General features: G+C 63.5%; 21 protein-coding genes. 12 read left to right on the top strand and 9 right to left on the bottom strand.

Going from position 1 to position 18,880, the window contains the following annotated elements; genetic code table 11:
* Positions 1-17: 17 nt before the first annotated feature.
* Positions 18-635: a LysE family translocator gene (locus tag ABID59_RS02650; RefSeq protein WP_354035689.1), complete on the top strand. Its 618-nt coding sequence runs from the start codon at positions 18-20 to the stop codon at positions 633-635.
* A 75-nt stretch (positions 636-710) separates the two neighbouring features.
* Positions 711-1,691 carry a DUF3592 domain-containing protein gene (locus tag ABID59_RS02645; protein WP_354082354.1) on the top strand — a complete coding sequence of 327 codons (981 nt, stop codon included), beginning with the start codon at positions 711-713 and terminating at the stop codon, positions 1,689-1,691.
* Here the strand turns inward: ABID59_RS02645 and ABID59_RS02640 are convergent.
* On the bottom strand, positions 1,688-2,494 hold the full coding sequence (locus ABID59_RS02640; RefSeq protein WP_354082353.1) for an N-formylglutamate amidohydrolase: 807 nt from the start codon (positions 2,492-2,494) through the stop codon (positions 1,688-1,690). The two genes, ABID59_RS02645 and ABID59_RS02640, sit on opposite strands and share 4 nt — an antisense overlap.
* Before the next feature lie 92 nt (positions 2,495-2,586).
* Between ABID59_RS02640 and ABID59_RS02635 the strand changes: the two genes are divergently transcribed.
* Positions 2,587-3,498, top strand: a complete 912-nt coding sequence (locus ABID59_RS02635; RefSeq protein ID WP_354082352.1) for a transglutaminase family protein — start codon at positions 2,587-2,589, stop codon at positions 3,496-3,498.
* A gap of 127 nt (positions 3,499-3,625) precedes the next feature.
* Entirely contained in the window at positions 3,626-4,024 is a 399-nt protein-coding gene (locus tag ABID59_RS02630; protein ID WP_354082351.1) for a gamma-glutamylcyclotransferase family protein, read from the top strand.
* On the opposite strand, the gene ABID59_RS02625 is transcribed toward ABID59_RS02630, so the two are convergent.
* From ABID59_RS02625 to ABID59_RS02615, 3 genes are all read right to left on the bottom strand, one after another.
* Positions 4,021-4,584: a chlorite dismutase family protein gene (locus ABID59_RS02625; protein ID WP_354082350.1), complete on the bottom strand. Its 564-nt coding sequence runs from the start codon at positions 4,582-4,584 to the stop codon at positions 4,021-4,023. The genes ABID59_RS02630 and ABID59_RS02625 overlap by 4 nt on opposite strands.
* 71 nt (positions 4,585-4,655) lie before the next feature.
* Entirely contained in the window at positions 4,656-4,844 is a 189-nt protein-coding gene (locus ABID59_RS02620) for a BrnA antitoxin family protein (RefSeq protein WP_246229902.1), read from the bottom strand.
* A 67-nt stretch (positions 4,845-4,911) separates the two neighbouring features.
* A complete protein-coding gene (locus ABID59_RS02615; protein WP_354082348.1) occupies positions 4,912-5,238 on the bottom strand; it encodes a BrnT family toxin in 327 nt (108 codons plus the stop codon).
* 331 nt (positions 5,239-5,569) lie between these two features.
* Here ABID59_RS02615 and dnaG point away from each other — a divergent pair, with 331 nt between their 5' ends.
* Positions 5,570-7,624 carry a DNA primase gene (gene dnaG, locus ABID59_RS02610; protein ID WP_354082575.1) on the top strand — a complete coding sequence of 685 codons (2,055 nt, stop codon included), beginning with the start codon at positions 5,570-5,572 and terminating at the stop codon, positions 7,622-7,624.
* A gap of 373 nt (positions 7,625-7,997) precedes the next feature.
* On the top strand, positions 7,998-10,133 hold the full coding sequence (gene rpoD / locus ABID59_RS02605; RefSeq protein ID WP_148751576.1) for an RNA polymerase sigma factor RpoD: 2,136 nt from the start codon (positions 7,998-8,000) through the stop codon (positions 10,131-10,133).
* Between the two features lie 88 nt (positions 10,134-10,221).
* Here rpoD and ABID59_RS02600 read toward each other — a convergent pair whose 3' ends face one another.
* Both ABID59_RS02600 and ABID59_RS02595 read right to left on the bottom strand, forming a co-directional pair.
* Entirely contained in the window at positions 10,222-10,458 is a 237-nt protein-coding gene (locus ABID59_RS02600; RefSeq protein ID WP_027534326.1) for a hypothetical protein, read from the bottom strand.
* Positions 10,459-10,707: 249 nt separating this feature from the next.
* Complete coding sequence (locus ABID59_RS02595; protein ID WP_354082347.1) at positions 10,708-10,980, bottom strand: hypothetical protein; 273 nt, start codon at positions 10,978-10,980, stop codon at positions 10,708-10,710.
* A gap of 280 nt (positions 10,981-11,260) precedes the next feature.
* Here ABID59_RS02595 and ABID59_RS02590 point away from each other — a divergent pair, with 280 nt between their 5' ends.
* The 5 genes from ABID59_RS02590 (at position 11,261) to ABID59_RS02570 (ending at position 15,836) form a co-directional block, all read left to right on the top strand.
* Positions 11,261-12,067: a lytic murein transglycosylase gene (locus ABID59_RS02590; RefSeq protein WP_148756748.1), complete on the top strand. Its 807-nt coding sequence runs from the start codon at positions 11,261-11,263 to the stop codon at positions 12,065-12,067.
* Between the two features lie 253 nt (positions 12,068-12,320).
* Positions 12,321-12,695, top strand: coding sequence for a response regulator (locus tag ABID59_RS02585; RefSeq protein WP_148755816.1), 375 nt, complete (start codon positions 12,321-12,323; stop codon positions 12,693-12,695).
* Between the two features lie 89 nt (positions 12,696-12,784).
* On the top strand, positions 12,785-13,396 hold the full coding sequence (locus ABID59_RS02580) for a LysE family translocator (RefSeq protein ID WP_148755815.1): 612 nt from the start codon (positions 12,785-12,787) through the stop codon (positions 13,394-13,396).
* Positions 13,397-13,976: 580 nt separating this feature from the next.
* Positions 13,977-15,179: a GGDEF domain-containing protein gene (locus tag ABID59_RS02575; RefSeq protein ID WP_354082346.1), complete on the top strand. Its 1,203-nt coding sequence runs from the start codon at positions 13,977-13,979 to the stop codon at positions 15,177-15,179.
* A 36-nt stretch (positions 15,180-15,215) separates the two neighbouring features.
* Positions 15,216-15,836: a peptidoglycan recognition protein family protein gene (locus tag ABID59_RS02570; RefSeq protein WP_354035549.1), complete on the top strand. Its 621-nt coding sequence runs from the start codon at positions 15,216-15,218 to the stop codon at positions 15,834-15,836.
* Positions 15,837-15,845: 9 nt separating this feature from the next.
* On the opposite strand, the gene ABID59_RS02565 is transcribed toward ABID59_RS02570, so the two are convergent.
* From ABID59_RS02565 to ABID59_RS02555, 3 genes are all read right to left on the bottom strand, one after another.
* Positions 15,846-16,187 carry a hypothetical protein gene (locus tag ABID59_RS02565; RefSeq protein ID WP_354035550.1) on the bottom strand — a complete coding sequence of 114 codons (342 nt, stop codon included), beginning with the start codon at positions 16,185-16,187 and terminating at the stop codon, positions 15,846-15,848.
* 185 nt (positions 16,188-16,372) lie between these two features.
* A complete protein-coding gene (gene rpoH, locus ABID59_RS02560; RefSeq protein ID WP_148755811.1) occupies positions 16,373-17,272 on the bottom strand; it encodes an RNA polymerase sigma factor RpoH in 900 nt (299 codons plus the stop codon).
* A 219-nt stretch (positions 17,273-17,491) separates the two neighbouring features.
* On the bottom strand, positions 17,492-18,499 hold the full coding sequence (locus ABID59_RS02555) for an RluA family pseudouridine synthase (protein ID WP_354082345.1): 1,008 nt from the start codon (positions 18,497-18,499) through the stop codon (positions 17,492-17,494).
* Here ABID59_RS02555 and ABID59_RS02550 point away from each other — a divergent pair.
* Positions 18,498-18,842, top strand: a complete 345-nt coding sequence (locus tag ABID59_RS02550; RefSeq protein WP_148755809.1) for a hypothetical protein — start codon at positions 18,498-18,500, stop codon at positions 18,840-18,842. The genes ABID59_RS02555 and ABID59_RS02550 overlap by 2 nt on opposite strands.
* Positions 18,843-18,880: the final 38 nt, after the last annotated feature.

Here is an 18,880-nt window from a genome sequence, read left to right as displayed (position 1 = left end):
CTTGAGTCTTCATCATGATGTCCATGCAAGCCTATCTCGCCTTCATCGCTGCCTGCATCGCGCTCGCGTTGCTGCCGGGCCCGATCGTCACCCTCGTCATTGCCAACGGACTGCGCCACGGCACGCGCGCGGCGCTGACCAACATTCTCGGCGTGCAGGTCGGACTGCTGATCGTGATCGGCATACTTGCGGTGGGCCTCACCACGCTCATGGCGACGATGGGCTATTGGTTCAACTGGGTGCGCTTTGCGGGCGCGGCCTATCTGGTCTGGCTCGGCATCAAGCTGATCCGCTCTCCGGTTGAGGGCGTCGACACCGACGCGCCGCCGCCACCCCCTCGCGGTGGCTTCCTTTTACAGGGCTTTGTCGTGGCGTTGTCGAACCCGAAGCTGCTGGTGTTCTTCGGGGCGTTCATTCCGCAATTCATGGACATGAGCAAGGATCACCTGTCGCAGGTCCTTGTGCTCGGAATCACCTTCATGGTGCTTGCCGGCTTGACGGACGGAATCTACGCGCTGCTTGCCGGACAGGTCCGCGGCTTTTTCTCGGCGCGCCGCACCCGCATGGTGTCCCGCGTGTCCGGCGGCTTCATGATCGGCGGCGGCATCTGGCTGGCGTTGATCAGGGCCAAATGAGCTGACAACCCGGTTGAACCTTCGTCGGCGGCGATGCGTCCAAGGAAGCATTGCCGCTGACGAAGGATTTTTGCCGTGCCGAATTTGCCTCCGCTGGTTTACGCGATGCTGCTCGCGCCGCTCGCGCTGATCCTGATTGCCGCCATCGTGAAGACTTGGCAGGCGCGCGAGGCGAGGAGCTGGCCGCAGGTATCAGGCAAGGTCGTCACGTCAGTTGCCGAGGTGCGCGAGGTCAGGGTGTCCGACGACGAGCGTGAGGACGGCTACCGCATGGAGAGCCGCAACTTCGCCAATGTGACCTACGAATATTCGGTGAGCGGCCGGAAACTGAGCGGTAACCGCGTCTCGATCGGAGAGGACCTCGGCAATTTCCAGGTCGCCGAGAAGCTCGCGAAATATCCGGCCGGCAGCATCGTCACGGTCTACTACAATCCGCGCCACCCCGATCAGGCGGTGCTGGAGCGCGACCTGCCCAAGGGCCTGTGGGGCTGTCTCGGCATCGGCTCGGCCATCGTCGTCGCCATCATCTTAGGCTCGGCGTTTGGCCTCAACCAGAGCTATGCCTGGCTCGCGCGTCACATCGGCCGGCCCGACCTTGCGGGGATGGTCGTGGGCTTCGGCGCGTTCGGCCTCGTCATCGCTCTGATGGGCTGGGCGGTGCGGCGGCAGGCCGCGGTGGCGACGCGTTGGCCAGTGGTGCCGGGCACCGTCAAGCTGTCGGAGATGGAGGAATATCACGAGGCGAGCGAGCCGGGCGAAAGCCGTGGCGTCGAGATGTTCGGCAAACGCGTCACCTATACCTACAGCTACCAGAATGTCCGCTACACCAATGAATGCGCGCGGGTTGCGGCCGGCACGCCACAGGCCTCCACCAAGTTGCTGGAGAAGCTGATGTCGCTCTATCAGGATGGCGCGACTGTGGAGGTCCACGTCAACCCCGACAACCCCGCCGAGGCCACGCTGGATGTTCGCGGCGGCGGTCGCTTCGCCTATGTGCTATGGGGCATCGCCGCGATCTTTGCTGCGCTCGCGCTGTTCGTCGCGACGCGCGGCTAGTCGACCAACAGCTCCGGCTTCAACTCCATCTCGATCTGCGCAAAGATTCTTGCCAGCCGCTCCGCCCATTGCTGCTGGCCGGGTTGATCCGCGATCAGATCCTGGCGGATCTCGATGCCGGTGTTGACGAGGCCGCGGGCCTCGCCGTGGACGGGGATGGTGTAGTCGCTGAGATCGCTCACCGCATAGGGCTCATTATCGCCGACGACGAGATCGCCCTCTGCGCGCAGATGTTTCAACAGCAGCTTCGGCAGCACGGTGTCACGATTGTAGAGCGCCCCAATGTGCCAGGGCCGCGCGACACCGGCATAAACAGGCGTGAAGCTGTGCAGCGACACCAGCACGGTTGGCCGCTTTGCGTGTATCCGGCTGTCGATCACCGTGTTGATGCGATGATGATAGGGCTCGAAGAGCTCGCGCCGCCGTGCCGCGCGCTCGCTGTCCGGAATGCCCTCGTTGCGCGGGATCGCCGTCGCCTCCGATATCACTGGGATCGAGCTCGCCAGGCCCGGCGGCCGGTTGCAGTCAATCACGAGACGCGAATATCGCTGTGCGATCAGATGGGCATCCAGCATCTCCGCCATCCGCTCGGCAACGCCGGCAATGCCGATGTCCCAGGCGATGTGCCTGACGAGCTCGCTTTCCGAGACCCCGAGATCGCCGAGCGAGCGCGGCAGGATGCGGCCGTAATGGTCCGATGTGAGCAGGAAGGGTGATGTGCCAGCTGCATTCACCTCATGCACTGGCGGAATATCGCCTTCGCCGAGGAGTTGATCAGTTGCCTCGGCTGTGTCTAAAGCCATCCTGATTGCCTATGGAAAAAGCAGTCGCCCCGGAAATTGGGCAACGAATCGCTATAGATGGGTCTGCCCAAAATCACCATGATCTCCCGACGATGCCGCTGCTGACGATTCATCACAAGACCGAATATCGCTACAATCGTCCGGTGGCCTTCGGTGAGCACAGGTTCATGCTGCGTCCAAGCGACGGCCATGATCTGCGCGTGCTCGCCTCCAGGCTCGAAATCTCGCCGGAGCCGCTGTCGCTGCGCTGGATCCACGACGTGTTCGGCAATTCGGTCGCGATCGCTGATTTCGACGAGCGCGCGGACCGTCTGATCTTCGACTGGCACGTCACCGTCGAGCACACCCCGGCCGAGGAATTCGCGCTGACGCCGGACGATCCCGCTTACTTCTATCCCTTCGTATACGATAACGCGGAATTGCCCGATCTCGTCCAGTACATGACGCCGCAATATCCCGATCCCGACGGCAAGATCGCGGCATGGGCGCGCGGCTTTCTCGACGATGACGCGCCGTCGCCGACCTTCAAGATCTTGAGCCGCATCACGCACGCCATCCGCAAGCAGTTCAAATACCGCAGGCGTCACGAGCCCGGCACGCAAGCCCCGTTCGATACGTTGCAGTGGGGCACCGGCACCTGCCGCGACTATGCGCTGTTCATGATCGAGGCGCTGCGCCGGCTCGGCATCGCCGCGCGGTTCGTCTCCGGCTACATCTTCGTGCCCGAAGACATCGCGCATCACCATGTTGGCGGCGGCTCGACCCATGCCTGGGTGCAGGTCTATCTGCCGAGCGCAGGCTGGATCGAGTTCGATCCGACCAACGGCATCGTCGGTACCCGCGACCTTATCCGCGTCGCCGTCGCGCGCGACCCGCGCCAGGCCATTCCGCTGCACGGCATCTATATCGGCACCCAGGACGCCTTCGACGTCATGGACGTCAGCATCAAGGTGATCTCGGACGAGCAACGCAGCGGCGCGGAGCTGGCAGCGGAGGTCTTGTAAATACAGCTGTCTCCTTCGTCATTGCGAGCGAAGCGAAGCAATCCAGGGTCTTTCCAACGGCGATAGTCTGGATTGCTTCGTCGCAAGAGCTTCTCGCAATGACAGCGTGGAGAGTTTATAGAGCCCCATGACCTCCGATCGTCTCTTCGTCTACGGCACCCTGATGCGCGGCTTCGACCACCCGATGGCGCGGCTGCTGGCGCAGCATGCGGATTTTCTGAGCGAAGCGAGCTGCCGCGGCCGGCTCGTGCTGGTGAAGCATTACCCGGGATTGCTGCTGTCCGACGCGCCGTCCGACCTTGCGCACGGTGAGCTTTTTCAACTGCGCGCAGGCGACGAGCTCCTGCGCGAGCTCGACATGTACGAGGCCTGTGGCGAGGGCTTTCCGGAGCCGACGGAATATTTGCGCCAGCTGATCGACGTGACCGGCGCGGACGGCACGACTGCGCCGGCCTGGACCTACATCTACAATTGGCCGGTGACGGACCTGCCCCGCATCGAGTCCGGTCGTTTTCTCGACCACTAGGCCGACAGCACTTCCTTTACCAAGCGGATGTCGACCTCGCGCTCGACATAGGTCCATTCTTCGGTCCGCCTGAGCATGCCGACCAGCTCCTCGAACAGCGAAGCGTGGGTGGGCGCGAACTCGAACCAGGTCAGGAAATCGAAGGGCTCGCCGAGGTCGCGGCAGTGATAGAGCTGGCGCGCGATCGCGGGCAGAAAACGAAGACTGCTCGCGATGTGGTGCGATATGTCTTCAAAGATCTTGCGCCGCTCTTCCTGCGTCAGCTCCCACCAGGCCTGCGATTTGCGGATCGGGATCAGCGCCGCGCTGGTTGCCTCCGGTCGGCCGAGGCCGGCCTGCATGCTCACGAGTTGCTGCTTCTCGGCGCGCTCGGTGTAGCGCAAGCTGCTCGGCACACCGACCAGGCGCCACGCGTTGCGCGAGGGCACCAGCGGCAACGAGACGGCGTCGCTGTCGTTGACCGACAGCGCCGGCATGAAGGGCAGGGGCTCGCCTGTCACTGGCGATATCGAGGTCACGCGCCAGCCCCCGCTCTGGCCACCCCGAAAGGTCCTGAACATGGCCTATGGAAGCGTGGAACCGGGCGGGGTTCAAGGGCTCCGTCACCAGCATTCGGAGGTTTTGCCCCGGATCAAGCCCGCTTCTTCGGCTTCGACTTCTGCTGCATGTAGGAGCGCAGCACCGCATTCATGCGCCGCTGATAGCCCTCGCCCTCGCGTTTGAAGAAATCGAGCACGTCCTCGTCGAGCCGGATGGAGATCGCCTTCTTCCTCGGCGGCATCACCAACACGGCATCCGACCAGTCGATATCGATCGGCACCGCATCGGGGTCGTTGGCGACAGCCTCGGCGATGTCTTCGTCGGTCAGCGCGTCGACGCGAGCCCAGTCAGTCTTCCCCTTCCTCGGGGAGTCCCTTGAAACGATTGTAGTATTTCTGCCGTTCGTCTTCACGCGCACGCCGGACCGAGATGAACCGGCAGACCGTCCCGCGGATCGCACAGGCGACCGCGACTTCCCGCCCGTCGATGTAACCGAAGATTTGGTACCTGATTTTGTCATTGCGATCCGACCGGCGGATGAAGGTATGGCCGTCGAGAATTCCGCGCGCGTCTTCGAAGTCGATGCCGTGAATGCGCAGGTTTGTCGCGCGCTTCTTTGGATCCCATTCGAAGTCGCGAACGCTCGCGAACAGCAACTGCAAATCTTCCGTCATGGCAAATTGTCCAAATGACACCGCATTTTGCCGCGCATGAGGTTTGCTATGACGTCTGAAGCCGTAGCCGCGACTTCATCGTGTGCGTGTATATACAAACGTAATCGTTGTATGTCAACAATCCCGGTCCCGCCGGGAAAGGTCGAAACTGATTGCTCCATGGGCGGGTAGTCTAGGAACCCCGGGTAGGGATCTCGTTTCGCGAGAGATTTCCCGCCCTGTGCATAGGTCGAATAACCCGCATAACCCTGACAAACCTGACTTCTGGGCTGGCCGCACCTATATCCCTGATCCTTCGCCCGACTCACTCTGGATTGCGCTACACATGGCCGTGCGCTTCACGCCCCAATTCCTCGACGAGCTTCGTGCCCGGCTTTCGGTCTCCGAGGTCGTGGGCAAGCGCGTCAAGCTGAAGAAGGCGGGGCGGGAGTGGAAGGGGCTGTCGCCGTTCCAGCAGGAGAAGACGCCGTCCTTCTACGTCAACGACCAGAAGGGCTTTTACCACGACTTCTCCTCCGGCAAGCACGGCGACATCATCACCTTCGTGATGGAGACCGACGGCCTGCCGTTCGCAGAAGCCGTCGAGCGGCTCGCCAGCATGGCTGGTTTGCCGCTGCCGGCGGTGACGCCCGATGCGGCGCGGCACGAGCAACGGCGGCGCACGCTGCATGACGTGATGGAGCTCGCGGCCAAGTTTTTCGCCGAGACGCTGGCCTCGCGCGTCGGTGCGAAAGCGCGCGGCTATCTCGCCGACCGCGCCATCTCGCCGGCGACGCAAGTGCAGTTTCGGCTGGGCTATGCGCCGCCACCACCCGAGCGCTTCGCGCTGAAGGAGCATCTCGGCAAGCTCGGCGTGTCCGTCGAGGACATGATCGAGACCGGTCTGCTCGTGGCCGGCAACGACATTCCCGTGCCCTACGATCGCTTCCGTGATCGCGTGATGTTTCCGATCACTGATTTGCGCGGTCGCGTCATCGCCTTCGGCGGACGCGCGCTGGAGAAGGACGTTCCGGCCAAGTACCTGAACTCGCCGGAGACGCCGCTCTTCCACAAGGGCGACAATCTCTACAATCACCAGACCGCGCGCAAAGCCACGCATGACGGCGCATCGCTGATCGTGGTTGAAGGCTATGTCGACGTCATCGCCATGGTCACGGCGGGTTTCCCAGGCGCCGTCGCGCCGCTCGGAACTGCGCTGACCGAAAACCAGCTCGCGCTGCTCTGGAAGATGGCGGACGAGCCGATCCTCTGCTTCGACGGCGATCGCGCCGGACAGAAGGCCGCTTATCGTGCCGCTGACCTTGCCTTGCCGTTTCTTGCGCCGGGCAAGAGCCTGCGCTTTGCGCTTTTGCCGGAAGGGCAGGACCCCGACGATCTCGCGCGCTCCGGCGGGCGCGGTGCGATCGAGGAGGTGATCGCCGCGGCGCGTCCGCTCGCCGACATGATCTGGTCGCGCGAGCTCGAAGGCGGCAATTTTGCCACGCCCGAGCGCCGTGCGGCGCTGGAAGCGCGCATCAAGGAATTGTCTAACGGCATCCGTGATGAGGTGGTCCGGCGTTACTACCGCAACGAGTTCGTCGAGCGGCTCCAGCGGACGTTTGCACCCGACGGCGGGCGCGGCGGCTTTGCTGGCAGGGGCAATTTCCGCCAGGGCGGCGGCGGCCGCTCGTTCCAGCCCCGCGGCGGGGGGCAGGCGAATCGATTCGGTGGCCAGGGATTCGGCCAAGGGTTTGGGCAAGGATCTGGCCAAGGATTTGGCGGAGGCCGCCGCGGCCCGCCCGGCCCGGTCCCGCTCCCCTCCGGCCCCTACCAGGCGGCGAGCCCCCAGCTGGCGGCCAGCCCGATCATGCGGGGCCAGCGCAGCGCCATCTCCCGCCGGGAGGCCCTGATCCTGCAGAGCCTGATCAACCACCCCTGGCTGCTGCATGAGCACCTCGAGGAGGTGGCGGCCCTGGAGTTCGCTCACCCCGAGGCCCACAAGCTCAGGGCCGGCATCATTGCTGCTTTCGCCAACGATCATCATCACTCGCCGGACCCCGGCGAGCAGGCCGAGAAGATGCGGGCCGACATCGAGAAGGGTGGATTTGCGCAGCTTCTTCAACGAGTTGAGGGTGGCATCACCACCGCGGCGGTGTGGGGCGCCCGCGAGGGCGCGGCCCGCGACGACGTTCTTGCCACCTGGCACCAGCTCGTTGCCTTGCATCGGCAGTACCATTCACTACTTAGAGAGCTGAAAGACGCCGAGCTGGCCTTGGGGGACGATCCCAGCGAGGCCAATATGGCGTGGCTGCGTGACGTCAAGGCCCGGCTGGCCGCGGTCGACGGCACCGAGGCCCTGATTGAGGGTTTTGGCGAGCTGTCGGGCCGGTTCCAGAAGAGCGTGTGATGAAAGAATCATGCGGACGGCCGCGCTAGGCACCGCTAAAAGACTCGCCAAATCCAAGGTTTGGCGGCAAAAACAGGGTTAATCGAGGCTTAACGGTCTTGTAGCACTTTGGCCCCCAGGCGGCCGCAGGCAGAACAGACGCGTCAGGAATGAATCCGCGCAATAGCTGTTGGCACTTCACCTGCATCCGCTGCGACAAAGAGGCTCACGAAGCGTTAGGCAAATCCGGCGAGAGAAAGGTCGGGGTGGCGAGAAATGTGCGCGCCGCCCTTTCCGTGTCGAGATCTGGCGAAGCGAGAGCGTCGAGCAACAGGTTCAAGTGATTTCACGCGGGCGCGCGCACGCCTGCATGAAACGCGTTTAGGAGCAATGGATGGCCACCAAGGCAAAGACGCTGCAGGCGAAGGACAAGGAAAAGGACGATAAGGCAGCGGACGCGCCGGAGAAGGACTCCCAGGACGCGCCGTCTCCGTTGCTCGATCTGTCCGACGCGGCAGTGAAGAAGATGATCAAGCAGGCCAAGAAGCGCGGCTTCGTGACCTTCGATCAGCTCAATGAAGTTTTGCCGTCCGACCAGACCTCGCCCGAGCAGATCGAGGACATCATGTCCATGCTCTCGGACATGGGCATCAACGTCACCGAAGCCGACGACAGCGAAGGCGAGGAAGAAAAGGACGAGGGCGGCGAGGACGAGACCGACAACGAACTCGTCGAGGTCACGCAGAAGGCCGTCACCGAGGTCAAGAAGAGCGAGCCGGGCGAACGCACCGACGACCCCGTGCGCATGTATCTGCGCGAGATGGGCACCGTCGAGCTGCTCTCCCGCGAAGGCGAAATCGCGATCGCCAAGCGCATCGAGGCCGGCCGCGAGGCGATGATCGCGGGCCTCTGCGAAAGCCCGCTGACCTTCCAGGCCATCATCATCTGGCGCGACGAGCTCAACGAAGGAAAGATCTTCCTTCGCGACATCATCGATCTTGAAGCGACCTATGCCGGGCCCGATGCCAAGGCCGGCATGAACACTGCGATGATCGCCGGTCCCAACGGCGAAGCGCCGGCCGAAGGTGACCAGCCCGTCGCTGCCGTGGGTGCGCCCGCGCATGTCGCGCCGCCCGCCGCTCCCCCGGCGCCGACCCCGTTCCGCGCCGCGCCAGCCGGCGGCAATGCCGGCGAGGCCGAGAAGGATCCTGCGGAGTCCGCCGCCGAAGCCGACATGGACGAGGACGACGAGTTCGAGAACCAGATGTCGCTTGCGGCGATCGAGGCCGAGCTCAAGCCGAAGGTGGTCGAGATCTTCGACAAGATCGCCGACAGCTACAAGAAGCTGCGCAAGCTTCAGGAGCAGGACATCCAGAACCAGCTCCAGAACGAGTCGCTCTCGCCGCACCAGGAGCGCAAGTACAAGAAGCTGAAGGACGAGATCATCGTCGAGGTGAAGTCGCTGCGCCTGAACCAGGCCCGTATCGATTCACTGGTCGAGCAGCTCTACGACATCAACAAGCGCCTCGTCTCGCATGAGGGCCGCCTGATGCGCCTCGCCGACAGCCACGGCGTCGCGCGCGAGGACTTCCTGCGCAACTACACCGGCTCGGAGCTCGATCCGCGCTGGCTCAACCGCGTCTCGAAGCTTTCGGCCAAGGGCTGGAAGAATTTCGTCCATCACGAGAAGGACCGCATCAAGGACCTCCGCCATGAGGTGCATCAGCTTGCTGCGCTGACCGGCCTCGAGATCGTCGAGTTCCGCAAGATCGTGCACTCCGTGCAGAAGGGCGAGCGCGAAGCCCGCCAGGCCAAGAAGGAGATGGTGGAAGCCAACCTCCGTCTCGTGATCTCGATCGCCAAGAAGTACACCAACCGCGGCCTGCAATTCCTCGACCTGATCCAGGAAGGCAACATCGGCCTGATGAAGGCCGTCGACAAGTTCGAATACCGCCGCGGCTACAAGTTCTCGACCTACGCCACATGGTGGATCCGGCAGGCGATCACCCGCTCGATCGCCGACCAGGCGCGCACCATCCGCATCCCCGTGCACATGATCGAGACCATCAACAAGATCGTGCGCACGAGCCGCCAGATGCTCAACGAGATCGGCCGCGAGCCGACCCCGGAAGAGCTCGCCGAAAAGCTCGGCATGCCGCTCGAGAAGGTCCGCAAGGTCCTCAAGATCGCCAAGGAGCCGCTCTCGCTCGAAACGCCGGTCGGTGACGAAGAGGATTCACATCTCGGCGATTTCATCGAGGACAAGAACGCGATCCTCCCCATCGACGCCGCGATCCAGTCGAACCTGCGCGAGACCACCACGCGCGTGCTCGCCTCGCTCACCCCGCGCGAAGAGCGCGTGCTGCGCATGCGCTTCGGCATCGGCATGAACACCGACCACACGCTGGAAGAAGTCGGCCAGCAGTTCTCGGTGACCCGCGAACGTATCCGCCAGATCGAAGCGAAAGCGCTGCGGAAGCTGAAGCATCCGTCAAGGTCGCGGAAGCTGCGGAGCTTTTTGGATAACTGATCGAGGCATCCATCCAAACGAAAACGGCGGGCCGAAAGCCCGCCGTTTTTTGTCTGCGCTGTCGCTTCGTGCGTTTCGCGCGCGGAGCCTACTTCTTCTTCGCGCCGACCCGGTCGAGGCTTTTGATCTCGAGCGGCGGGCGGCCGGATTTTTCGGCGATCTCGCGGTCCTGCTCCATGATGAAGGCGCGGGCGGGTTCATCGCCATCGAGGCCTCCGAGCAGCTCCGAAGGCACGCGCCGGTTGGAGCGTTGGGAGCCGTCTTCGTAGAAGACGTTGAAAAAGGCGAATTCGCCTTTGGGATTGGTTCCGGGTTTTTTGGCCATGGCGGGCTTTTCGTCGATCAGGGCGCCGCAGTCAAATGACTTTGACGGCCGCCAGCGTCAATCCGGCAGCTTTCTGCGCAACGACAATCTTCGCAGAGGCAATCTGTTTGCCTGACCGGGGCGCCAAGCGTCCCGCAAGGTCCGATGCGACCCCGACCCTCAAATAAACGGCGGGCCGGTAAGCCCGCCGTTTATTTTTGGTCTTCGGCGTCGCCCGGGGCTGGCAGGGCAACAACCTGAGATAGAAGGTTAGAACTTGCGCCCTGCGATGGCAAGATAAATCGTCATGATAAATCGTTGTGGTGTCGATGTCGCAGCAAGCGCACCGGATACGCGGCTGATGGCATCACGGGTTCCTGCAGTTTCGAAAAGCGGATGCTTGGATCCCCAAAGCAGTTTGTTCATCTCACCGCGCTGTCGCAACGCAGCGAGCTCGCGCGCGGTGGCCGGGATTGAGCTGCAGGGGCCTGCGACCATGCGCAGTGGGATGTCCGTGCTGTCGGGCATGATGGTGGATCGCACTGCGTTCTCCGGACGCGGCGCGGGAAAGGGCCGAGGTCTGGAGTCTGCGATGCTGGCACCATACCCCTGTTTTGCCCGACGGGTCAACTCAGATTCGGAAAAATCGTAGACAATCGGCGCTCTGCTCCTACTGTGCATGGGGTTGTTTTTCGTTTTTTGTTTCGGCGCAGTTGATCGCGGGCACCGATATGATCGGGTCCGTGTCCGCTTTGACGCGAATCCAGTTCCCGGGCATGATCGCCCGCCGCTTTCCGCGCATGGCTTCTAAGGATTTTCCCGCATGTTGAGATACGCTCTTGCCGTCGCATCCATCGTTTGTCTGGCGGGCGGGTCGGCCGAGGCCGCGCGTTGTGGTGGCGACTTCAACAGCTTTGTCGCCGGCATGACGGCGGAAGCGCAAGGAGCCGGCGTCTCGGCGGGCGTGACCAGCGCGGCGTTTGGCGGCATCACCCAGGATGGTGCCGTGCTCGCCTTCGACCGGCGCCAGCGCTACACCTTCAACAAGAGCTTCGAGCAGTATGTCTCGACCCGCGTCGGCCCTGGCCGCATCAATGGCGGCCGCGCGTTGCTGCAGCGTCATGCCGCGCTGCTCTCGCGTATCGAGCAGCAGTTCGGCGTGCCCCGGCAGATCCTGGTCGCGATCTGGGGGCTGGAGAGCGATTTCGGCAAGGGCGACATGGGCAAGCTGCCGGTGATCCGCACGCTTGCAACGCTCGCGCATGATTGCCGACGCACCGAGCTGTTCCAGGGGGAGCTGCTCGCAGCCCTCAAGATCGTGCAGCGCGGCGACCTGCCGCTGCGCGACCTCATCGGCGCCTATGCCGGCGAGATCGGCCAGACCCAGTTCCTGCCGTCGTCCTACATCAAGTACGGCGTCGATTTCGACGGCGACGGCCATGTCGACCTCCGCCACAGCGTCGCCGACGTGCTCGCCTCGACCGCGAACTTGCTGCACACGAGCGGCTTCAAGATGGGTCAGCCCTATGACGAAGGCTCGGCCAATTTCGACGCGATGCGCGAGTGGAACAGGGCGGTGATCTACCGCAAGACGATCGGCTATTTTGCGGACCGGTTGGTGGGGCAGTAGGCGGGCACGCTGCTAACCATCGTCATTGCGAGCGCAGCGAAGCAATCCAGAATCCCTCCGCGGAGACAGTCTGGATTGCTTCGCTCCGCTCGCAATGACGAGCTTGTGGCGCGGTCGGCGCGTCCCCGGGCGGAAGCGCTGCAATCCCAGATGCAACTTCAATGTACATATTTTCAGTATGGAACCGAACCATATCGCCTCTCGCGTTCTTAACCCAGGTTAGTTAGAGCGGATGCGAGCATGGAGCAGCCAAATGGCACAGGCCCAGCCATATCAAGCGACCGCATTGATCGTTGAGGACGACGCCATGCAGCGGGAGATGCTCTGTCTCCTGCTCGAAGAGAGCGGGTACCAGGTCATCCAATGCGAAAGCGCGGAAGCGGCCGAGCTTGTGCTTGACAAGAGTGCCGGTGCGCTCTGCCTGATGCTGACCGACGTGCAGCTCGCCGGCCGCATGAACGGCGTTGAGCTCGCGCACGTCGCCAAGGACCGCAATCCGAAGCTCGACGTCGTCGTCACTTCGGGCCGCCCCCTGATGCAGCCCCTGCCTGACGGCGCAAAGTTCTGGGCCAAGCCATGGGCGCCGCTCGACGTCCTGCGCGAAGCCGAGATCGCCCAGCTGAACTGAGACGCATTCGCGCTTTGGCTTCCTGCCTGGTGGCGCTGCTGACCGGGTCGTGACTTCTCGGCAAGCGTCAGGGGTGGTAGGGACGAGGTATGTCCTGGTCCTTCCTGCTCACCTCGCTCATCGTTGTCGCCTCGCCAGGCACCGGCGTGCTCTACACGCTGGCAGCCGCACTCACGCACGGCTCGCGCGCCAGCGTCGCGGCGGCCTTCGGTTGCACGCTGGGGATCGTGCCGCACATGATTGCGGCGATGCTTGGCCTCGCCGCCTTGCTGCACACCAGCGCGCTCGCCTTTGCCGCCCTGAAATGGTGCGGCGTGGCCTATCTGCTCTATATGTCCTGGCAGGCGCTGCGCGAAACCGGTGCGCTGGCAGTCGACGGCGAGATCAAGGCGCGCTCCAGCGGCCAGGTTATCGTCACCGGCTTCCTGATCAACATCCTCAACCCAAAGCTCTCGATCTTCTTCCTCGCCTTCCTGCCGCAATTCATTGCGGCGGATGAGGCTTCCGTGCTGGCGCGGATGCTGGAATTGAGCGGCGCCTTCATGGCGATGACCTTTGCGGTGTTCGTCGTCTACGGCTTCTGCGCGGCGTCGGTGCGCGAGCGCGTCATCTCCCGTCCAGGTGTGATGGCCTGGCTGCGCCGCTCCTTTGCGGCTGGCTTTGCCCTGTTGGGCGCCAAGCTCGCATTCGCCGAGCGGTAGCCAATAAAAAAGCGGGCCTCGCGCCCGCTACCTTCAGCCTCACCCGGAGCCCGGGCGGAGCGAGGCTCCACCCGGGCGAAATCAAAAGAAGCTGCGTTACTTCTTCTTCGCCTTCTTGGCCTTTTTCTTCGTCGCCTTCTTCGCCTTCTTCGCTTTCTTAGCCATAGGATCCTCTTAAGGGTTAATGGTGAAACGCGACACGAGGAACGCTCGGCGGAGGGCCAGCCTCGCAACATCCTCGACGACAAGCTCAGCAGATTCGCGGGGCGCTGCCTCGCGCTGTCATATCCGTGTCATCCCGTTATCCACAGCTCAGATGCATTTTTGGGTGATTTTGGTCCGCGAATCCGCTTCGCGAAGCGCGATCGACTGATCGCGCGATGCGCCGGTGACGTACCTAACGATCTGATAATCGAGACGCGGCGTTCATGAATCCAAAACCAAGGGCGCGCTTTCGACGATCGCAGTGAGGTTCCGTTAAGTGCACCCGCGCATGATCCTCCGCAAGAACACGGGGACGGGTCATGGACGAACTTCTGCCAGAGACAGGGGGCGGGACGCTGCGCGTGCTGCGGGCGTCATGCTGAACGTGCCGACACTCTGGACGGTGTTCGTCGTCAACTTCCTGGCGCTGGGCCTGATCTGGGCCTACGTGATCCGCTCCTATCCCAAATTCGAGGCCGCGCGGTTCTGGATGGCATCGGCCTTCGTCGGCGCGGCGGGGGCGTCGACGGCGCTGGTCCGCCTGTTCGTGATGTCTCCTCTGCCGCTTCTGATCGGGGGCGTCGGCATCATCGCGGCGACCTGCTTCGCCGCGATGGGCATCCAGCGCTTCTACGATCGGCCGGTGTCCTGGCGCGTCATGGCCGCGACCGGTGTCTTGAGCATCTGCGGCGTCGTGTTCTTCAGGTTCGTCTTCGACCACATGCCGCTGCGCATGCTCTGCTACACGATCGGTCAGGCACTGCCGCTGTTGCTGACGCTCAATCTGCTGCTGTCGCCGCCGGAAGGCCGCGCCAGCCCGGGGGCCCGGCTGTCCGGCATCGTGATCATCACCATGATCGCGATCTTCGTGGCGCGCACGGCCGGCAATCTGCTTGGCGGCGACTTCTCGTCGATCGCCGGCAGCCAGTCTCATGCCGTCATGGTGCTGGGGCTCATGTTCCTGTCGATGACGCTCAATTTCGGCTTCCTGCTGATGGCGATGGACCGCTTGCGCAACGAGGTTGCCGACCTCGCGCTGCTCGACGATCTCACGGGGGTAGCCAACCGCCGCCATCTGTTGCAGCGGCTGTCGGAAGAATGCGCCCGCTCGGAGCGCAGCGGCGAGCCGTTCTCGCTGCTGGTGATCGATCTCGACGGCTTCAAGACCATCAACGATACCCATGGCCATGCCGCGGGCGATGCCTGCCTCCAGCACTTCACCCTGATGGCGCAGACGCGCTTGAGGCCTGGCGACATGCTGGCCCGCACCGGCGGCGACGAGTTCTGCGTCGTTCTGCCGTCCTCCTCCTTGCGCGAAGGCGCGCTGATCGCCCGCCGCGTGCTCGAGATCTGCCGCCAGGATGCCGCCGCCTGCTCCGGCAACGACATCCCGATCGCGATCTCGATCGGCGTTGCGGAATGGGATCGCGGCATCGGCCAATTCCCGGACCGGCTGATCGCCCATGCCGATCACGCCCTCTATGCCGCCAAGAAGAACGGCAAGAACGACTTTGCGGTCTTTGATCCGGCGCCGCCGCTCTCGCCCGAGCCGGTCGAAGCCGCGCGCAAATTCGCTTGAACCCTGCTAGGCTCGGGTCCGTTGTTGGATCCCGATATGCTGTCCCGCCTTGTCGCGGCTATTCTCGCCGCTCTTCTGATCGCTCCCGCCGCCGCAATGGACGCCGAGCTCACAAAGCTCGCGCGCAGCTCCGGCACGCCCGACATTCCTGGTCTGAAGATCGTCTGGCTCGCGCCATGGGGCGATGTCCGTGATGCTCATGCCTGGCGCAACATCATCGTGCACCAGACCGAAGGGCCAACCGGGTCAGCGCACGGCGGCGCCGAGGCGCAGTCGAAGAATCCCACCCGGCGCGGCGTGATGGTCTGGGTCGAGACCGACGGCACGGTATACTGGTCGGTCGCGGACAATCTGGTGCCGACCCACACCGACGGCGCCAATCGCAACGACAACAAGTACGTCGATAACACGGCCACCTATCATCAGGTCGTTCGCGACAATTCGATCGGCGTCGAGTTCGCCGGCAATTATCCCGATGTCACGATCGGTCCGACGGCGGCGCAGGTCGCTGCCTGGAAGATCCTGGTCCAGGTCCTGCGCGCGCGTTACGGCATCCCGCTCGACCACGTCTATGCCCACAACTGGATCGACTTCAAGGACGCGCGCTATTGCGAAGGTTGCTGGCTCGCGACGCTGGCGCGGACGTGGGGGGAGTGACGGTCGAGACTACACCGGCTGCGTCATCCAGCCGAACAAGCGCCGGATCAGTCCCGGCTGCTCCGGCAATTCCGGCGGCCCGTCTGCGGCCAGCACGCGCTTGAGGAAGTAGTCGAGGAACACCATGTCATTCGGCTCAGTGACGGTGAATGTCTCCTCGCCGAAATACACGCTGTAGTTAAAGAAGAACGGCCCGATGATCGGGATCGTCGCGGTCGAGGCATAGTCCTTGGAGATCACGAATTCCGATGGATCGAGCCCGTGGTCGCGCATGGCCTGTTCGACCAGCGGCAGCTTGCGCATGAACTGGGCGGAGAAGCCGCCGACGGTGGATTGCAGGATGATCGACACGATGTGTGCCCGTTCTCTGGATGTGGCCCGGTCATATTGGTCGTCTGACCCGTCGCGTGCGTTCAATATGCCCCGCCGGCGCCTCCCGCGAACATGCTGCAGCTCACACACAATAGAAAAGCCGGCGTTGCCGCCGGCTTTTCGTCTTCTCGATCCGCCAATTCGTGGGCCGCGGAAGCCTGCGCTTAGTGCGCGGCTTCCAGCGCGGCCTGTTCGGCCCTTGCGATCGTGCCCTTGACCGCGGACTGCACCTTCTCGAAGGCGCGGACCTCGATCTGGCGGACGCGCTCGCGCGACACGCCGAACTCGGCGGCAAGGTCTTCCAGCGTCATCGGCTCATCGGCGAGGCGACGGGCCTCGAAGATGCGGCGTTCGCGCGGGTTGAGCACGCCCATGGCGCCGTTCAGCGCGTCACGGCGGTGATCATACTCCTCGTGCTCGGCCAGCATGGCTTCCTGGTTGGGCGTATTGTCGACCAGCCAGTCCTGCCATTCGCCGGCTTCGCCGTCGTCGCGGATCGGAGCGTTGAGCGACGCGTCGCCACCGAGGCGGCGGTTCATGTCGATCACGTCCTGATCGGTGACGCCGAGGCGCTTGGCAATGATCTTCACTTGGTCGGGGCGGAGATCGCCTTCGTCCAGCGCGTTGATCTTGCTCTTCGCCTTGCGCAGGTTGAAGAACAGCTTCTTCTGGTTCGCGGTGGTGCCCATCTTCACGAGCGACCAGGAACGCAGGATGTACTCTTGAATCGACGCCTTGATCCACCACATCGCATAGGTGGCGAGACGGAAGCCCTTCTCGGGCTCGAAGCGCTTGACCGCCTGCATCAGGCCGACGTTGCCTTCCGAGACGACCTCGGAGATCGGCAAGCCGTAGCCGCGATAGCCCATGGCGATCTTGGCGACGAGCCGGAGATGGCTGGTCACGAGTTGGTGCGCCGCGTCGCGATCGTCATGCTCGCGCCAACGTTTGGCGAGCATGTATTCCTGCTGGGGTTCCAGCATCGGGAACTTGCGGATCTCGGCGAGGTAGCGAGAGAGGCCGGATTCTCCATTGAGGACCGGCAAAGCAGCGGTACGGGCCATTGTGAAGCCCTCCAGAGGTTCAGGCCCCCGATAGCGGCGGGCCAGGCAGACGACCGCTTGGTTAAAGCCGGTCGTAGCTGCGATGTTCCACGTTGGTCATTTCCAACGCAGGCGCAATATACCCTATCGGGGGTCAAAAAGGGAAGGATTGCTGACGTCACGTCCCCGTGTGGCAGCTATAACTTTTTGTAAGGTAACGGTTTTCTCAAAACCCCTGCGTCATAGCGCCGCTTTTAAAGCGCGCTCCAGGAGAAGCAAATCCTCCGGCAGGCCGGCCTCCCAGTGAAGAAGTTCTCCGGTTCGGGGGTGCTCAAGTACCAGCAAATAAGCATGCAGGGCCTGACGGCCAAGCGCCGTCAAAGCGCCTTGCGACTCCGGTCCGAGCTGGTTCGCCTTGGTCTTGAAATGCGGGCCATAGACCGCGTCGCCCATCAGGGGGTGGCCGATATGAGCGAGGTGGACGCGGATCTGGTGAGTACGTCCGGTCTCGAGCTCGCAGGCCAGCAGCCCCGCGATCGGCTTGCCGTCGCGCCCTGTAAAACTCTCGAGCAGCTCCCAATGCGTCACCGCCTCGCGGCCGCCCTGGCGCACCGCCATCTTCTCCCGCGCATACGGGTGGCGGTCAATTGGCGCGTCGACGGTACCGCGATGGCGGCCGGGCAGCCCCCAGGCGAACGCCATGTAGCCGCGCCGCATCGGCCCGGTGCGGCCATGGTCGGCGAATTGGGCGGTGAGCGAGGCGTGCGCCAGGTCGTTCTTGGCGATCACCATCAGTCCGGTCGTGTCCTTGTCGAGCCGGTGCACGATGCCGGGCCGGCGCACTCCGCCGATCCCCGACAGCGAGGTGCCGCAATGGGCGATCAGCGCGTTCACCAGAGTGCCGGTCTCGTGCCCGGCCGCGGGGTGCACCACCAACCCCCTAGGCTTGTTGATGACGATGATGTCGTCGTCCTCGAACACGATATCGAGGGCGATATCCTCGCCCTTGGGCTCCGGTGGGGCCGCCTCCGGCACGTCGATTATGATCGTATCGCCGGATGCGACGTGATAAGCGGGGTCGCGGACCGCGGTGGCCTTCAAGCTCACGGCACCCGCCAGAATCAGGGTTTTGAGCCTTGATCGCGACAGGTCGGGAAGGCGCGCCGCCAGCACGCGGTCGAGCCGGGCCGAGCCCTCGTCGCCTTCGACCGTGACCTCCAACCTTTGCGCAGAGCCTGAGCTATCCATGACGACGTCTGATACCGCTGTTCCCGAACCGACCCCTGAGCAGGCCGCGCTGTTTGCACGGGTGCGGCGGATGATGCTGATCGCGGGGCTGACCTCGGCGCTGGCCATCTGCGCCGTCCTGATCGCGGTGGGCTACCGCCTTTTCAAGTCGGAGGGAAGGGCGACTGATCCCGTGAGCGACATCGCCGCCACCCTGCCGAAGGGCGCCAAGATCGTTTCCACCGGGGTCGCCGGCGACCGTCTCGTGGTCACGCTGGATATCGGTGGGGTCATCGAGATCCGCACCTTCGATGCCCACACGCTCAAGCCGGCCGGAAAGCTGAAATTTGCCAATGAGCCGTAAAAGGCCCGTTCGGGTCCTTGCGGCGGACAAATTTCGAG

This window comes from Bradyrhizobium sp. S3.3.6 (genome assembly GCF_040546905.1).
GTDB classification, from domain to species: domain Bacteria; phylum Pseudomonadota; class Alphaproteobacteria; order Rhizobiales; family Xanthobacteraceae; genus Bradyrhizobium; species Bradyrhizobium cytisi.
This window is presented reverse-complemented; position numbering and strand designations above follow the sequence as displayed.

What these genes read in the sequence shown, in the direction of transcription:
- ABID59_RS02650 (WP_354035689.1), top strand. Translation starts at nt 18, where the DNA reads ATGTCCATGCAAGCCTATCTCGCCTTCATCGCTGCCTGCATCGCGCTC.
- ABID59_RS02640 (WP_354082353.1), bottom strand. Translation starts at nt 2,494, where the DNA reads ATGGCTTTAGACACAGCCGAGGCAACTGATCAACTCCTCGGCGAAGGC.
- ABID59_RS02635 (WP_354082352.1), top strand. Translation starts at nt 2,587, where the DNA reads ATGCCGCTGCTGACGATTCATCACAAGACCGAATATCGCTACAATCGT.
- ABID59_RS02630 (WP_354082351.1), top strand. Translation starts at nt 3,626, where the DNA reads ATGACCTCCGATCGTCTCTTCGTCTACGGCACCCTGATGCGCGGCTTC.
- ABID59_RS02625 (WP_354082350.1), bottom strand. Translation starts at nt 4,584, where the DNA reads ATGTTCAGGACCTTTCGGGGTGGCCAGAGCGGGGGCTGGCGCGTGACC.
- ABID59_RS02615 (WP_354082348.1), bottom strand. Translation starts at nt 5,238, where the DNA reads ATGACGGAAGATTTGCAGTTGCTGTTCGCGAGCGTTCGCGACTTCGAA.
- rpoD (WP_148751576.1), top strand. Translation starts at nt 7,998, where the DNA reads ATGGCCACCAAGGCAAAGACGCTGCAGGCGAAGGACAAGGAAAAGGAC.
- ABID59_RS02600 (WP_027534326.1), bottom strand. Translation starts at nt 10,458, where the DNA reads ATGGCCAAAAAACCCGGAACCAATCCCAAAGGCGAATTCGCCTTTTTC.
- ABID59_RS02590 (WP_148756748.1), top strand. Translation starts at nt 11,261, where the DNA reads ATGTTGAGATACGCTCTTGCCGTCGCATCCATCGTTTGTCTGGCGGGC.
- ABID59_RS02585 (WP_148755816.1), top strand. Translation starts at nt 12,321, where the DNA reads ATGGCACAGGCCCAGCCATATCAAGCGACCGCATTGATCGTTGAGGAC.
- ABID59_RS02580 (WP_148755815.1), top strand. Translation starts at nt 12,785, where the DNA reads ATGTCCTGGTCCTTCCTGCTCACCTCGCTCATCGTTGTCGCCTCGCCA.
- ABID59_RS02575 (WP_354082346.1), top strand. Translation starts at nt 13,977, where the DNA reads ATGCTGAACGTGCCGACACTCTGGACGGTGTTCGTCGTCAACTTCCTG.
- ABID59_RS02570 (WP_354035549.1), top strand. Translation starts at nt 15,216, where the DNA reads ATGCTGTCCCGCCTTGTCGCGGCTATTCTCGCCGCTCTTCTGATCGCT.
- rpoH (WP_148755811.1), bottom strand. Translation starts at nt 17,272, where the DNA reads ATGGCCCGTACCGCTGCTTTGCCGGTCCTCAATGGAGAATCCGGCCTC.
- ABID59_RS02550 (WP_148755809.1), top strand. Translation starts at nt 18,498, where the DNA reads ATGACGACGTCTGATACCGCTGTTCCCGAACCGACCCCTGAGCAGGCC.
- ABID59_RS02555 (WP_354082345.1), bottom strand. Translation starts at nt 18,499, where the DNA reads ATGGATAGCTCAGGCTCTGCGCAAAGGTTGGAGGTCACGGTCGAAGGC.